At 57.9% G+C, this 15,011-nt stretch carries 16 protein-coding genes and 1 riboswitch; of the genes, 6 read left to right on the top strand and 10 right to left on the bottom strand.

Features of this window, described 5'->3' with window-relative positions:
• Positions 1–2 precede the first annotated feature (2 nt).
• The 10 genes from leuC to ffh form a co-directional block, all read right to left on the bottom strand.
• Positions 3–1,412, bottom strand: coding sequence for a 3-isopropylmalate dehydratase large subunit (gene leuC, locus ACWPM9_RS00770; RefSeq protein ID WP_484757559.1), 1,410 nt, complete (start codon positions 1,410–1,412; stop codon positions 3–5).
• Between the two features lie 486 nt (positions 1,413–1,898).
• A complete protein-coding gene (locus ACWPM9_RS00765; RefSeq protein WP_484756418.1) occupies positions 1,899–2,534 on the bottom strand; it encodes a class I SAM-dependent DNA methyltransferase in 636 nt (211 codons plus the stop codon).
• Positions 2,527–3,354, bottom strand: a complete 828-nt coding sequence (locus ACWPM9_RS00760; RefSeq protein WP_484756417.1) for an amino acid ABC transporter permease — start codon at positions 3,352–3,354, stop codon at positions 2,527–2,529. The genes ACWPM9_RS00765 and ACWPM9_RS00760 overlap by 8 nt, the downstream gene beginning before the upstream one ends.
• Before the next feature lie 28 nt (positions 3,355–3,382).
• Positions 3,383–4,180 carry a transporter substrate-binding domain-containing protein gene (locus ACWPM9_RS00755; protein WP_484756416.1) on the bottom strand — a complete coding sequence of 266 codons (798 nt, stop codon included), beginning with the start codon at positions 4,178–4,180 and terminating at the stop codon, positions 3,383–3,385.
• Between the two features lie 131 nt (positions 4,181–4,311).
• Positions 4,312–4,854: a 50S ribosomal protein L19 gene (rplS, locus tag ACWPM9_RS00750; RefSeq protein ID WP_428188428.1), complete on the bottom strand. Its 543-nt coding sequence runs from the start codon at positions 4,852–4,854 to the stop codon at positions 4,312–4,314.
• A gap of 256 nt (positions 4,855–5,110) precedes the next feature.
• The gene (gene trmD / locus ACWPM9_RS00745) at positions 5,111–5,809 is read right to left on the bottom strand and encodes a tRNA (guanosine(37)-N1)-methyltransferase TrmD (protein ID WP_484756415.1); all 699 of its coding nucleotides are present in this window, start codon (positions 5,807–5,809) and stop codon (positions 5,111–5,113) included.
• Between the two features lie 10 nt (positions 5,810–5,819).
• Positions 5,820–6,395: a ribosome maturation factor RimM gene (gene rimM, locus ACWPM9_RS00740; protein ID WP_484756414.1), complete on the bottom strand. Its 576-nt coding sequence runs from the start codon at positions 6,393–6,395 to the stop codon at positions 5,820–5,822.
• Positions 6,396–6,521: 126 nt separating this feature from the next.
• Complete coding sequence (gene rpsP, locus ACWPM9_RS00735; protein WP_428188425.1) at positions 6,522–6,905, bottom strand: 30S ribosomal protein S16; 384 nt, start codon at positions 6,903–6,905, stop codon at positions 6,522–6,524.
• Between the two features lie 47 nt (positions 6,906–6,952).
• Positions 6,953–7,261: a chorismate mutase gene (locus tag ACWPM9_RS00730; RefSeq protein WP_428188424.1), complete on the bottom strand. Its 309-nt coding sequence runs from the start codon at positions 7,259–7,261 to the stop codon at positions 6,953–6,955.
• 12 nt (positions 7,262–7,273) lie between these two features.
• Entirely contained in the window at positions 7,274–8,830 is a 1,557-nt protein-coding gene (ffh, locus tag ACWPM9_RS00725; protein ID WP_484756413.1) for a signal recognition particle protein, read from the bottom strand.
• A 323-nt stretch (positions 8,831–9,153) separates the two neighbouring features.
• On the opposite strand from ffh, the gene ACWPM9_RS00720 reads away from it, so the two are divergent.
• From ACWPM9_RS00720 to ACWPM9_RS00695, 6 genes are all read left to right on the top strand, one after another.
• Positions 9,154–10,158 (top strand): MBL fold metallo-hydrolase, encoded by a 1,005-nt coding sequence (locus ACWPM9_RS00720; RefSeq protein WP_484756412.1) that lies wholly within the window; start codon positions 9,154–9,156, stop codon positions 10,156–10,158.
• Between the two features lie 39 nt (positions 10,159–10,197).
• Positions 10,198–10,319: riboswitch (TPP riboswitch) on the top strand.
• A gap of 93 nt (positions 10,320–10,412) precedes the next feature.
• A complete protein-coding gene (gene thiC / locus ACWPM9_RS00715) occupies positions 10,413–12,230 on the top strand; it encodes a phosphomethylpyrimidine synthase ThiC (RefSeq protein ID WP_484756411.1) in 1,818 nt (605 codons plus the stop codon).
• Between the two features lie 73 nt (positions 12,231–12,303).
• On the top strand, positions 12,304–13,287 hold the full coding sequence (gene thiO / locus ACWPM9_RS00710; RefSeq protein WP_484756410.1) for a glycine oxidase ThiO: 984 nt from the start codon (positions 12,304–12,306) through the stop codon (positions 13,285–13,287).
• Positions 13,284–13,481: a sulfur carrier protein ThiS gene (gene thiS, locus ACWPM9_RS00705; RefSeq protein WP_484756409.1), complete on the top strand. Its 198-nt coding sequence runs from the start codon at positions 13,284–13,286 to the stop codon at positions 13,479–13,481. Before thiO ends, thiS begins: the two co-directional genes overlap by 4 nt.
• Before the next feature lie 2 nt (positions 13,482–13,483).
• Positions 13,484–14,260, top strand: coding sequence for a thiazole synthase (locus ACWPM9_RS00700; RefSeq protein ID WP_484756408.1), 777 nt, complete (start codon positions 13,484–13,486; stop codon positions 14,258–14,260).
• Complete coding sequence (locus ACWPM9_RS00695) at positions 14,257–14,868, top strand: thiamine phosphate synthase (RefSeq protein WP_484756407.1); 612 nt, start codon at positions 14,257–14,259, stop codon at positions 14,866–14,868. Before ACWPM9_RS00700 ends, ACWPM9_RS00695 begins: the two co-directional genes overlap by 4 nt.
• Positions 14,869–15,011 lie beyond the last annotated feature (143 nt).

Below are 15,011 nucleotides of genomic sequence, written 5' to 3'. Positions count from 1 at the left end.
GTTCAGGACCAGTCACGAATGTCGACAAAATGGCCGGCAACCGCGGCTGCAGCTGCCATGGCAGGCGACACCAGATGGGTCCGACCCTTGTGACCCTGACGGCCTTCGAAGTTACGGTTAGAGGTGGAAGCACAACGCTCGCCCGGCTTCAGCCGATCGTCGTTCATCGCCAGACACATCGAGCAACCTGGTTCACGCCATTCGAAACCGGCATTCTTGAAGATCTGGTCAAGACCTTCGGCCTCCGCCTGCTCCTTGACGATCCCGGAACCGGGCACAACCATGGCCGATACCGTCGAGGCAACGGTCTTGCCTTCGACGACGGCTGCTGCTGCACGAAGATCCTCGATACGGCCATTCGTGCAGGAGCCGATGAACACACGATCAATTGCGATATCAGTCATCTTGGTACCGGGCGTCAGGCCCATGTAGTCGAGCGCGCGCCATTTCGAGGTACGCTTGTTTTCATCCTGGATATCATCCGGGTTTGGCACGACACCCTCGATCGAGACCACATCTTCCGGCGAAGAACCCCAGGAAACGATCGGAGGCAGATTGGCCGCATCAAGAACGACAACACGGTCGAAATGTGCACCTTCGTCGGTGTGAAGCGTTTTCCAGTATTTAATCGCCATTTCCAGCGCTTCGCCCTCGGGCGCACGTGGCTTGCCTTTGATATATTCGAACGTCTTTTCATCCGGCGCAATCAGACCGGCGCGGGCTCCGCCTTCAATCGTCATGTTGCAGACAGTCATCCGGCCTTCCATCGAAAGCGCCTGGATTGCCTCACCGGCAAATTCGATCACGTGACCGGTACCGCCAGCCGTGCCGATTTCGCCGATGATGGCCAGGATGATGTCCTTGGCGGTCACGCCTTCGGGAAGAACCCCGTCGACCCGCACAAGCATGTTCTTGGCCTTTTTCTGGATCAGGGTTTGTGTCGCCAGGACATGCTCCACCTCGGACGTGCCGATGCCGTGAGCGAGGGCACCGAATGCACCATGCGTCGAGGTGTGGCTATCGCCGCACACAATCGTCATGCCAGGCAGGGTGAAACCCTGCTCCGGACCGACGATGTGAACGATACCCTGGCGCTTGTCCTTCTCGGAATAGTACTCGACCCCGAAGTCAGCTGCGTTCTTGGCGAGCGCTTCAACCTGAATGCGGCTTTCCTCGTTCTTGATGCCCTCGTGACGGTCCGGCGTGGTTGGAACGTTGTGATCGACCACGGCGAGCGTCCGCTGCGGCGAGCGGACGGCACGATTGGCCATACGCAGACCTTCAAAGGCCTGCGGACTCGTCACCTCATGCACGAGATGACGGTCGATGTAGAGAAGACAGGTTCCATCCGCCTGCTCATCCACCAGATGATCGTGAAAAATCTTGTCGTAAAGGGTGCGCGGTCCGCTCATGGTCTTGATCCGTTCTGACATTCGAAAAGTGGAAATTCGGGATATGCTACCGCTATTGGGCAGCGAACGCGCGTCAGGATAGCCGCGTAAAAAGCGCTCCACAGACGCGCGCGAAAAAGCGTGCCGGCAGACGCTTGTGGTCCTGCAGCACAATAAACTGGTTCGCGAGGCATCCGAATTTCGATCCCATGGTCGCGGTGAATAGCATTTCGCCATCATCATCGCAATTGCAATCAATGCTGCAATGCAAAGGATGGGGAGCCCGAAAGGGTATCATGGCAATGGCGGCTTGACGAAATGGTCAGCCTCGAGGCCCAAATCATCGCCCCGCATTTTCGACGTGAGCGTGAGAAGACCATCTGACGGTTTCCAATCCCGATCCTCGTATACGCCGTCGACCCAGGGCAGAGGACCGGGCACAAGGACGGAATAAACGGCTAGCAGAGGCTTTCTGGAGTTGTTTTGCCCCACCTCTCGAGCAATGTCTCATCGCAGCACGTTGAAGACATAGGTTTTGACGAAAACATCCGGCTCGTCGATCGCAAACGCCCTGAATGGAGTACTTTCCTCAGTGAGAGCCCAGGCACCTGCCCGTACGACATCATCGATCACAGTGCCGAAGCCGTGTGCTTCGAAGATACTCTCCCGCACCGTGAAGATGCCGTACCCGCCTGCCCGCGTCACACGGCAGAGCTCGCGAAGACTGGATGCCGGCGCATGGCCTTCGGTGAAGACACCAGTCGCCAGAAATGCGGAGAAATAGCCATCACCCCAAGGCAGCGTCTCCCCAAGAGTAGCACGGGTCAGCGCATCATAGGCGCCTCGGGACGCCGCAAGCTTCAGCATGTTCTGTGAAAAATCGAGTCCTTCCAGCGGTCTATAGCCAAGCGCCTTGAGGAAAGGACCGGAGAGACCGGTTCCGCAGCCGGCATCCAGATAAGGGCCGGCACCCGTCGCGACATAACGCGAGACCCAGGAAAGCGCCAGAAAGGGCAGACAATATCCAGATGCAAGCGTGTCACGATCATAATCGCCAGCCCATGTCTGATAAGCATTTTGAAGTTCAGCAGGCGTGCCTGCCTTGTAGACAAGGCTCAATCCGTCGCTTTTGCGATCATTCATTGCGCGTGCCCTTCTCTCTCATCCGCTTCTCAAGCCGTCGCAGGACAAGCGATAGGCCAATGGTAAGGATAAGGTAGATATAGGCAACGATAGAGTAGGTTTCGAAAAAACGGAAGGAACCAGACGCGTAGATCTTTCCCGCCTGACTGATATCGGCGACGCCAAGCACCGAGACCAGTGAACTGTCCTTGACCATGGCGACGAAATCGTTGGAGAGCGGCGGAAAGATCACCTTGATCGCCTGCGGCAACACGATCAGACGAAAGCGCTGGTAGCGGCTCAAGCCAAGCGACATGGCCGCCTCGATCTGCCCTTCGTCAATTGATTGAAATCCGGCGCGAAAAATTTCGGCGATGAAGGCAGAATAGCCGATCGTCAGCGCGATGATTGCCCGCCACATCAGCGATACATCACGCACCAGCAATGGCTCGATCCAGCCATCGGCCATGAGTGGCGCGAAGACAAAATTATAGGCAGTGACGAAAGCAGGCGCGCCGACAAATGCGATATAGAAAAGCAGCACAAGTATCGGGATACCGCGCACCACCTCGATGTAGAAGCGCGATGACTGGCGCAGGAAAATGCTGTCCGCCATTCCCGCCAAGGCCACCAGCAGCCCAAGCGCGATGGCCAGCGCAAAGCCGGTAAAGGTGACGATAACAGTAATCACGATCCCACGGGATACCGTCGCAAACACCTGGGAGTAGATGTCATTGAAGGCGATGATTACGGCAATGCCGACAGCCAGAACGACAAGAGCCATCAGCCACCACGGCCTGTCGCTCTTGTCATTGCCGCGCGGAAGCGTTTGAAAGCCCATCAGGTTGTGGCCTTGAAGGCTTTCAAATTCATTCGCCCATCTTGTAATCTAGGAACCACTTCTTGTTCAAAGCGTCGAGTGTTCCGTCTGCCTTGAGCGCCTCTATCGCGGCATTGACCGGTGCAACAAGCGCGGAGCCCTTGGGGAAGATGAAGCCGAAGTCTTCCGAACCCAACGGCCCACCGACCAGTTTCAGCCCGCCGTCTGAGGAATCGACATAGCCCTTGCCGGCAGTACCATCGGTCAGGACCATATCGACATCGCCAGTCTTCAGGGCCTGTACCGTAGCACCGAAGGTTTCAAACAGCTTGATGCGCGGATTGGCCTCATCGCCATCCAGAACGCTGTAGACGGCTGTGTAGAAGGGTGTGGTTCCCGGCTGCGCGCCGATCAGAAGTTCCTTGTTGCCGCCAAAGCCTGCAGCATCGGTAAATCGATCCTCATCGCCACGCACCAGCATGAACTGCTCAGACCGCATATAGGGTTCTGAGAAATCCACTTTTGCCTTGCGCTCATCGGTGATGGTGATGCCGGTCATGCCGATATCATACTGCCCATCAGACACTGCCTGGATCATCGCGTCCCATGACGTGTTCTGATACTCGACCTTGAAATTCAATCGCTTGGCAATTTCCGCCATGGCGTCATATTCCCAGCCAATCGCGGCACCGGATTTGGGGTCGACGAACTGCAGCGGGGGATAGGCATTCTCGGTAACCACCACGACTGATTTTCCGCCGAGATCCGGCAGGTCGGCAGCATGGACAGCAGCAGGTGCGAGAATAAGGGCTGTGAGCCCGGCAAGAAGCGCGCGTCTGGACGGCATGGGAAACTCCTGAAAATGTGGCTTGGCCAGAGTGTCACAATTTGAGGAAGAGTTGCAAGCAAGGCGAGCAAGCCCAAATGAAAAAGGCGACCCGAAGGTCGCCTTGATCGATATCCCGATAAAGGAAATTCTTATTCCGCAGAACCTTCAGCCTCGGCTGCTGCAGCGGCATCCGCTGCTGCCTTTGCTTCTGCGGCTTCTGCTGCAGCCTTTTCAGCTGCAAGCGCCTGGGCGGCTGCAACCTTTTCAGCTTCGATACGGGCCTTTTCGGCAACGACAGCTGCGCGCTCTTCATCGTTCAGCTTGCGGGCGCGGGTACCGGTGTCTTCGATAATACGAGCAGACTTGCCGCGACGATCGCGCAGGTAGTACAGCTTGGCGCGACGAACCTTACCACGACGAACGATTTCAACGCCTTCAACCAGCGGAGAATAAACCGGGAATACGCGCTCTACGCCTTCGCCATAGGAAATCTTGCGAACGGTGAAGCTCTGGTTGATGCCGCCACCCGAACGTGCAATGCAAACGCCTTCATAGGCCTGCACACGAGTACGTGTACCTTCTGTCACGCGGACGTTGACACGAACGGTGTCGCCTGCGGAGAATTCAGGAAGCTTGCGCTTTTCTTCGATCTTGGCGGCCTGTTCGGCTTCCAACTGTTGAATGATGTTCATATGTCTAACCTTCGATTCTTCTGGAACAGCCAGAGCGCTCAACAATGGTCCCTCGGATTTCCTCCGGACTTAGCCTTGATAGGCAGGAGCGGTGCGCGTGCTCTTTGTTTGCTGGTAGACGGGACCAAGCCCATTTCCGCGTGGGGCATTACACCACCGCCATCTGTTTGTCACCCCCAAAACCGCTATTTTGGAGGCGATCTCATCCCTTGGCGGTAAGAAAAACCAACAAAGGCGACAAATGGACCGCGAGAGGTCAGTTTGAGCCGTCAGATCCTTGGTCGTCGAGAATGTCGGGGCGCCGCTCACGCGTCAGTTTGAGGGCTTCTTCGTGACGCCATTTATCGATGGCGCCATGATTTCCGGACATCAGAACAGGGGGAATGGGAAGACCTTCGAATTCCGCCGGACGGGTGTACTGCGGATGCTCCAGAAGACCGCCTTCAAAGCTTTCGCTGACACCCGACTGATCATTTCCCATGACGCCCGGCAGAATGCGCACGACAGCGTCCAGCAGTGTCAAAGCCGCAGGCTCTCCACCGGACAATATGTAATCGCCGATCGAGACTTCCTCGAGTTTGCGCGCCTCGATCACGCGCTGGTCGACACCTTCAAACCGGCCACAGACGATCACGACACCTTCGCCAGCGGCAATCTCGCGCACACGCTTCTGCGTGAGCGGTCTGCCGCGTGGGCTCATCAGAAGCCGCGGTCTCGTATCGGTCCCGGTCGAATCGATAGCAGCAGCCAGAACATCGGGTTTTAGCACCATGCCGGCTCCGCCACCGGCCGGCGTGTCATCAACATTGCGATGCTTGCCAGTGGCAAAATCCCGGATCTGAACCGTATCCAGCGACCAGTCCTCGCGCGCCAATGCCTTACCGGCAAGGGAATGGCCGAGATGCCCGGGAAACATATCCGGATAAAGCGTAAGCACCGTTGCTATGAAGGTCATAATTTGCGGCTCATCCGCGCTTGTCAGAGGGTGGCTTTCCGCCACGGCCGAGCGGCAATATATCGCCATCATCCTTCAGTCCCGCAGCGATGGGATCAACGATAATACGTCCGCCGTCCATATCGACCTCGATCACCGCAGCCTCGGAGAAGGGAATAAGCACGGGGCGCTTGCCCGGCCCTTTCAATTCGAGCAGGTCACCGGCGCCAAAATCATAGACGCCGCTCACGGCGCCATAGTGAGCACCTTCCGCGTCGAACACCTGCAACCCCTCAAGATCGGCATAGTAGAACTCGTCTTCGTCCAACTCGTCATCCGGCAGGGCGTCGCGTTCGATATAAAGCTCAAGCCCGTTCAAGGCTTCCGCGGCATTGCGATCGTTGACGCCACGAAAGCGGACAACCACGACCGTCTTGGCTTCGCGAATTTCCAGAATCTCGAAGACGCGACCGTCCTTGGCGTGAAGATTGCCGTAATCGCCAAGTGCCGTCGGGTCGGCAGCAAAGGATTTCACCCGCACTTCGCCTCTCAGGCCCTGTGCGGATCCGATGGTCGCCATGAGAACAGGATTTTCGAGTTTTGCCATCAGCCGCAGATCTGTTTCGAGTTCATTTCATGTGGTCTCTTTTAGTGAATGTCACCAGCGAAGGGAAACGGAAAACGGCCGGCATGAGAGCATGCCGGCCGTAAAATCATGCATATCGGCAGAAAATTACTCGGCAGCAGCTTCGCTTGCAGCAGCAGCGGCTTCTGCAGCTTCAGCGGCCTTCATTTCCTTTTCCTTGGTGCGCTCGACAGCCTTCTTGCCAGGCTTTGCCTTTTCAGGGTTGACGCGAGCGTCGCGGCTCGCGAGGCCAGCTTCAGCCATGAAGCGCAGAACGCGGTCTGTCGGCTGGGCGCCCTTGGCAACCCATTCCTGGATGCGCTCGGCGTTCAGTTCAACGCGCTTTTCGTTGTCCTTGGCCAGCATCGGGTTCCAGGAACCGACCTTCTCCAGGAAACGACCGTCGCGTGGGCTGCGAGCGTCGGCAACAACGATCTGGTAATAAGGACGCTTCTTGGAACCGCCGCGTGCAAGACGAATTTTCAGGGCCATGTGTTTACTCCTTCAGGCTTTCTTGGACCGTTTGTTTCAAACGGCATTTAGGTTGCGCTGCCGTGCTCGGCAGCAATGGCTTCATGGTGACGGATCACTTCCTTGATAATGAAATTCAGGAACTTCTCCGCAAAATCCGGATCAAGCTGGGCATCGTGAGCGAGTTCGCGCAGCCGGGTGATCTGGTATTCTTCGCGCGCCGGATCTGCCGGCGGCAATTCATGTTGTGCTTTCAAAACGCCCACTGCCTTGGTGCAGCGAAAGCGTTCAGCCAGCATATGGACAAGCGCTGCGTCGATATTGTCGATCGACTGGCGGTAACCGGCGAGCTGCTCCTTGATGGCGGGATCAATCATGCTGGTTCCTCATCACTTCTTCTTGGGCAATCCGGGAAGACCACCAAGACCTGGCAGTTTCGGGCCGCCAAGGCCAGGCAATCCTCCGCCACCCATACCTGGCAGGCCACCGCCTTTACCAAGACCCATGGCATCGGCCTGCTTGGCCAGCTGTTCCATCTGCTTGGGATCCATCTTGGAAAGGTCCGGCATTCCACCGCCCATTCCGCCGAGGCCCATCTTGCCGGCAAGACCGCCCATCATCTGCTTCATCATGCCGCCGCCTTTGCCTTTGCCGCCCATGGCTTTCATCATATCGGCCATCTGGCGGTGCATCTTGAGCAGCTTGTTGATGGCGGCAGCGTCAGTGCCGGAGCCCGCAGCAATACGCTTCTTGCGGCTGTGCTTGAGCAGATCGGGGTTGGCGCGCTCGGCCTTTGTCATGGAAGAGATGATCGCCAACTGACGGGCGAACATCTTGTCGTCCATGCCAGCGGCAGCCATCTTGTCCTTCATGCCGGCCATACCAGGCATCATGCCCATGATGCCGCCCATGCCGCCCATGTTCTGCATCTGCTTGAGTTGATCGGCGAGGTCGTTCAGGTCGAACTTGCCCTTGGCCATTTTCTCGGCCATGGCCTTGGCTTTTTCGGCATCGATCGTTTCCGATGCTCGCTCAACCAGCGAAACGATGTCGCCCATACCGAGAATGCGGTCGGCGATACGACGAGGATGAAACTCCTCGAGTTCCGTCATCTTTTCGCCAACACCGATCAGCTTGATCGGTTTGCCGGTTACCGCACGCATCGAAAGTGCCGCACCGCCACGACCGTCACCGTCCATACGGGTCAGAACAAGGCCGGTAATGCCAACGCGCTCATCGAAATTGCGAGCCAGATTGACAGCATCCTGACCGGTCAGCGCATCCGCGACCAGCAGGATTTCATGCGGATTGGACTTCTTCTTGATGTCGGACATCTCGACCATCAAGGGTTCGTCGATATGCGTACGACCAGCCGTATCGAGGATCACGACATCGTGGCCGCCAAGCTTTGCCGCCTGAACCGCGCGTGCCGCGATGTCTGTCGGCGACTGGCCGGCGATGATCGGCAAGACATCGATCTTGATCTGTTCGCCAATCTGGCGAAGCTGCTCCTGCGCGGCCGGACGGCGCGTATCGAGCGAAGCCATCAGAACTTTCTTGCGGTCCCGATCCGTCAGCCGCTTGGCAATCTTGCCGGTGGTTGTTGTCTTACCCGAGCCCTGCAGACCGACCATCATCAAGACGACCGGTGCTGCTGCATGGAGATCAATGGTGACGCCTTCGGCACCCAGCATGTCTACCAGCTCATCGTGAACGATCTTCACGACCATCTGGCCAGGCTTGATCGACTTCACAACGGCGGCGCCAACGGCTTTTTCGCGCACCTTCTCGGTGAATTCGCGCACCACTTCCAGCGCGACGTCGGCTTCGAGAAGCGCACGACGCACCTCGCGCAGGGCAGCGGAAACATCCGCCTCCGACAGCGCGCCACGGCCCGTCAGTCCATTCAGAATGGATCCAAGGCGGTCCTGGAGGTTTTCAAACATCGGCTCTTCCTTGTCGTTTCGAGTTGGCTATAGCTTCGCCCGCAACGTTGGTTCTTTCGGCGGCAAAAACAAGACGCAAAGCCAAAAAGCACCCGAGGGCGCATCGCGCTGTCGGGTGTTGACCTCCGGGATCTGTTTATACCTGTTAGGGGTCCCGGTCGGCGGCTCAAGAGTCTGCTCTTGTCGCTGATTTCGGCGCGATAAACAGGAAATCCATCATAAAGTCAAGACTGCGGGGCCTTTTGCTTTAAGGTCAGCGTCTTTCAATTGACGTTATGAAGCTTAGGTAACACTGGACACGGTTTCGTTGCGAGGAGGGAAGAATGCCAAAGAAGCTGCCCAACCCCTATTATGATGGTCCGCCCTCCGAGCATTTCGACGGCGTTCGCTTTTTCAACCCTGGCGGCATCAAACCGGCAGGCCTGCGCGAGCTGTTAAAGTGGAAGTTCAAAGGTGAACGGGCGAAATGGCCAAAGTCGGCCCCCAGCCCCTTTGCACCGACAAAACCGACACAGCGCATCACGGGCGATGAGCTTCGCGTCACGATGATCGGCCATGCCTCTCTGCTCATTCAGGTCGCAGGCCTCAACATTCTGACAGATCCCCTCTGGTCTGATCGCGCAAGCCCCTTGAGTTTTGCCGGGCCGAAACGGGCGGCCAAGCCGGGGATCGCCTTCAATGATCTTCCGGATATCGACGTGGTGCTCGTGACACATAATCACTATGACCATCTCGACATCTCGACGTTGAAACGCCTCTATGCCGAGCACGGTGCCCACATCATCACGCCGCTTGGCAATGACACGGTCATCCACAAATCCATTCCGGACGCCAAGGTCTCGACCATGGATTGGGGAGAGCAGCTATCCTATTGGGACGGCGTAACGATTGATGCAGAACCATGCCATCACTGGTCAGCCCGCGGGGTGACCGACAGACGCATGGCACTCTGGGCCGCATTCGTGATTTCAACGCCTGTCGGCAAAATCTATCATGTCGGCGATACCGGTTTTCACGACGGCATAAACTATCGAGCAGCCCGGGAAAAACACGGCGGTTTCCGTCTCGCCAATTTACCGATTGGCGCCTATGAACCGCGCTGGTTCATGAAGGGTCAGCATCAAAGTCCGCAAGAAGCCGTGGACGGTATGGCGCTTTGCAATGCAGCCCATGTGGCAGGTCACCACTTCGGCACATTCCAGCTGACCGACGAGGCCATAGACGCGCCCGTCACCGCGCTGAGCCAGGCCTTGGCAGAAAGGGACATAGCGGCATCCCGCTTCCGCCCGCTTCATGCAGGCGAGGTGTTCGACGTGCCCATGCCCTAAACGGCATTGACAAATCGTCATTCGCGGAAGAACCTTGAAGCCATTCACCAGGGGTGTCCCGACAAGGGGCTGAGATTCCGCTAGGTTTGCATAAACAGCGCGGTGACCCGTTGAACCTGATCCAGTTCATACTGGCGTAGGGACGGTGCGAGCGCTGTACAATCAAGGCCCGAATATTATTGGGGCTTGTGGCGTCTTTCCATCATTCCGGCTGACATGACTGGGTCTCCAAACCGAATACTTGGAGCCTCACGATGAACATTGCCTCGAAAATTCCAACACCCGAAGTCACCACTGGTCCGCTGCCGGCATCGACAAAAATCCATGTCACAGGCGAGGTCCATGCCGATATCCGCGTTCCCATGCGCCAGATCAGCGTCCACCCGACCGCTGGCGAACCACCGGTCACAGTCTATGATTCTTCTGGTCCCTACACAGACCCTGGCAACACCATAAACATTGAACAGGGCTTGCCCCGCCTGCGAGAGGCGTGGATATCAGCGCGCGCCGATACGCAAGCCTATGACGGTCGCTCGGTGAAACCCGAAGACAACGGATTTGTCTCGGGTGAGAAACTGACCCCGCAATTTCCTGCCTTGCCGACGCCCCGAAAAGCGCTCGCCGGGCAGGCTGTCACCCAGCTTGCCTATGCCCGCGCCGGCATTATCACGCCAGAGATGGAATTCGTGGCGATCCGCGAGAATCTTGGCCGCAAGGCCGTGAAGGAAATGCAAGCACGCGATGGAGAAGACTTCGGCGCGGCGATCCCGGATGTCATAACGCCGGACTTCGTGCGCGAGGAGATCGCCCGGGGTCGTGCGATTATCCCAGCCAACATCAACCATCCCGAAGCCGAGCCGATGATCATCGGCCGCAATTTCCTGGTCAAGATCAACGCCAATATTGGCAACTCCGCAGTCACCTCCTCCATGGCAGAGGAGGTGGACAAAATGGTTTGGGCCACCCGCTGGGGTGCCGATACGGTGATGGATCTCTCCACAGGCCGCAACATCCACAATATCCGCGAATGGATCATCCGCAATTCACCCGTACCGATCGGCACCGTGCCGCTTTATCAGGCACTGGAAAAGGTGAATGGAATTGCCGAGGACCTCACCTGGGAGGTTTATCGCGATACGCTGATCGAGCAGGCCGAGCAGGGCGTCGACTATTTCACCATCCACGCCGGCGTCAGGCTCTCCTATATCCATCTGACCGTCGACCGGGTCACCGGTATCGTCAGTCGCGGCGGCTCGATCATGGCCAAGTGGTGTTTGCATCACCACAAGGAGAGTTTTCTCTACGAGCATTTCGACGAGATCTGCGACATCTGCCGCGCCTACGACGTGTCTTTCTCACTCGGTGATGGCTTACGCCCCGGTTCGATTGCCGATGCCAATGACGCCGCCCAGTTTGCCGAATTGGAGACGCTGGGCGAGCTTACCCGGATCGCATGGGCAAAGGACTGCCAGGTGATGATCGAGGGCCCCGGCCATGTGCCGATGCACAAGATCAAGGCCAATATGGACAAGCAGCTCGCCGTTTGCGGCGAGGCCCCCTTTTACACCCTGGGGCCACTGACCACCGACATTGCCCCCGGTTACGACCACATTACCTCCGGCATCGGCGCCGCCATGATCGGCTGGTTTGGCACGGCCATGCTCTGCTACGTCACGCCGAAGGAACATCTGGGCCTGCCAGACCGCAACGACGTGAAGACCGGCGTCATTACCTACAAGATCGCGGCCCACGCCGCAGACCTCGCCAAGGGCCATCCGACAGCACAGGCCCGCGACGATGCGCTGTCCCGCGCCCGCTTCGAGTTTCGCTGGGAAGATCAGTTCAACCTCTCGCTCGACCCGGAAACGGCACGTGCGCTGCATGACGAGACCCTGCCAAAAGAGGCGCACAAGACAGCGCATTTCTGCTCCATGTGCGGCCCCAAATTCTGTTCCATGCGCATCTCCCACGACATCCGCGCCGAGGCCCAGAAAGAAGGAATGGCCGCCATGGTCGAGAAATACCGTGCGGGCGGCGATCTCTACATGCCGGTCGAAGGAGGAAAGCAATGAGGCGCTTTCACGATCGACAATCGGGCAAGCCGGCTCATCACCCAGAACCGGCTTCAGTCACGGAGTCGCGTCCATGGCTGTTCTGATCAAAGGCGCAGGCGTTGCAGGCCTCACGGCTGCCTTCGAACTCACGCGTCGCGGCATCAAGGTTGAGGTCAGTGAAACCCGCTCTGTCATAGGCCATGGCGCGTCGCGTTATGCGGGCGGCATGTTGGCTCCGTATTGCGAGCGTGAGGCGGCGGAAGAGTGCATTCTTGAACTTGGCCTTTCGGCAGCCGACTGGTGGGAGGCGGCACTTCCAGGCTCGGTGACGAAGAATGGGACTCTAGTCGTCGCTCCACCCCGCGATAGAGAAGAACTGAAGCGATTTGCCGGCCGTACGCGCGGCTTTCACTGGCTGGATGCAGAGGAGATCGCGGCGCTGGAACCCTGCTTGGCCGGCCGCTTTTCCAAAGCTCTCTTTTTCCCAGAGGAAGCGCATCTTGATCCACGAGCAGCCCTGGCCGGTCTCCATCGGTCTTTGCAAGCAAGCGGCGTCACCTTTCATTTGGGTGCAAAAGCAAAGGACACCGGCTGTTTCGACACCATCATTGACTGCACCGGACCAGCCGCCATTGGCCCCGCCAACGGCCTGCGCGGAGTGCGCGGCGAGATGCTCTATCTCGACACACCAGACATCACGCTATCGCGCCCGGTGCGCCTCCTTTATCCGCGCCACCCGATCTATCTGGTGCCCCGCGAGAAACATCGCTTCATGCTGGGCGCCACCATGATCGAAGCTGCCGACGATGGCCCGATAACCGCGCGTTCAATGATGGAGCTTTTGAACGCGGCTTACGCGCTTCATCCCTCTTTTGGAGAGGCTCGCATCATTGAGACCGGCACCGGCATTCGACCCGCCTTTGCCGATAACATTCCCCGCCTTGAAGAGACGCCGGACGGCTTTGCTATTGCCGGGCTTTACCGCCACGGCTTCCTGCTTTCTCCGGCACTCGCGGTCGCAGCTGCAGACCGACTTTCCCACCCGACGCGCAGAACAGAAAGGCTGACAGCATGACACTGATCGTAAACGGCGAACCCGTTACAATCGCGGTTGCAACGCTTCTCGATCTCATGGCAGCCCTCGACTACGAGGGTGATTGGCTGGCGACCGCCGTCAATGGCAACCTCGTTCATCGTGAGGATCGCGCGGTCCATCGCCTCGACGAGGGCGACCGGATCGAAATCCTGAGCCCCAAGCAGGGAGGCTGACGATGACGCTGATCCTATACGATGTCGCGCTTCAATCGCGTCTTCTGCTTGGCACGGCGCGCTATCCGTCGCCAACAGTCCTTGAGCAGGCCGTCAGATGCTCCGGAACTGAAATTGTCACCGTCTCGCTTCGCCGGGAAACAGCAGGCGGCAAGTCGGGTGGCGAGTTCTTCGATCTGATCCGGGCACTCGGGGTTCGGGTTCTGCCCAATACGGCCGGCTGCCACACCGTTTCCGAGGCCATACTGACAGCAAGGATGGCCCGTGAGGTCTTTGGCACCGACTGGATCAAGCTTGAGGTGATCGGCCATCAGGATACGCTGCAACCTGACGTTTTTGCTCTGGTAGAGGCTGCCCGCATTCTCTCAGACGATGGCTTCAACGTCTTCCCCTACACAACCGACGATCTGGTGGTTGGCGAAAAGCTCCTCGATGCCGGATGCAAGGTGCTGATGCCCTGGTGCGCACCGATCGGCTCTGCCATGGGGCCGCAAAACATGGTGGGTTTGAAAGCAATGCGGGCCGAATTTGCCGATATCCCATTGATCGTCGATGCCGGCATAGGACGCCCCTCCCATGCACTGCAGGTCATGGAACTCGGCTATGATGCTGTTCTGCTGAACACCGCCGTATCCGGGGCCGGCGATCCGGCATCGATGGCGCAAGCCTTCGGCTCCGCGATCACTGCCGGCCGCATCGCCTATCTGGCAGGCCCGCTGGAACCGCGCGACATGGCTGTGCCCTCCACACCCGTCATCGGCAAAGGCGTTTTCACATGAAGCTCGATCCCTTCTATCTGATCGTCGATAGCGCCGACTGGATCGAGCGTCTGGTCCCCCTTGGGGTGAAACTCGTGCAACTCAGGATGAAGAACATCGATGACACGATGCTCAGGCATCATGTTCGAAGGTCAAGGCGCATCTGCAAAGCCCATGAATGCCAGCTAATCATCAATGACCACTGGCAGATCGCGATTGAGGAGGACTGTGATTTTGTCCATCTCGGTCAGGAAGATATGGTGGAAGCGGATCTGGGTGCCATTCATAGGGCCGGGTTGAAGCTCGGTGTGTCAACTCACGACGATGCTGAACTCGACACGGCGCTTGCCGTCAATCCTGACTATGTTGCGCTCGGCCCCGTCTGGCCAACAATCCTGAAACAGATGAAATGGGCGCCTCAAGGGGTTGAGCGCGTAACCGACTGGAAGGCACGGCTAGGCAATATTCCCCTGGTCGCCATCGGCGGTGTGACCTCGGAGCGTGCGCCTCTCGTATTGCATGCCGGTGCCGACACTGCTGCAGTGGTGACCGACATTACCTTGAACGACGATCCGGAGGCACGCACGCTTCAATGGCTGCAAGCAACTGAGCAATGGAGGCGCCTGTAAAGCTGGCGACATCGGATAGCTTGGAAAAGTCGCCGTAAACCGACACAAACTGACAGCCGGTATGCGTATCGAAACTGCCTTAGACACTGGCAATTCACGGTCAATTCCGCCATATACACGCAAGAACCCCAAACGGAATGAAA

It is taken from the genome of Agrobacterium sp. H141, from assembly GCF_057158725.1.
This window is presented reverse-complemented; position numbering and strand designations above follow the sequence as displayed.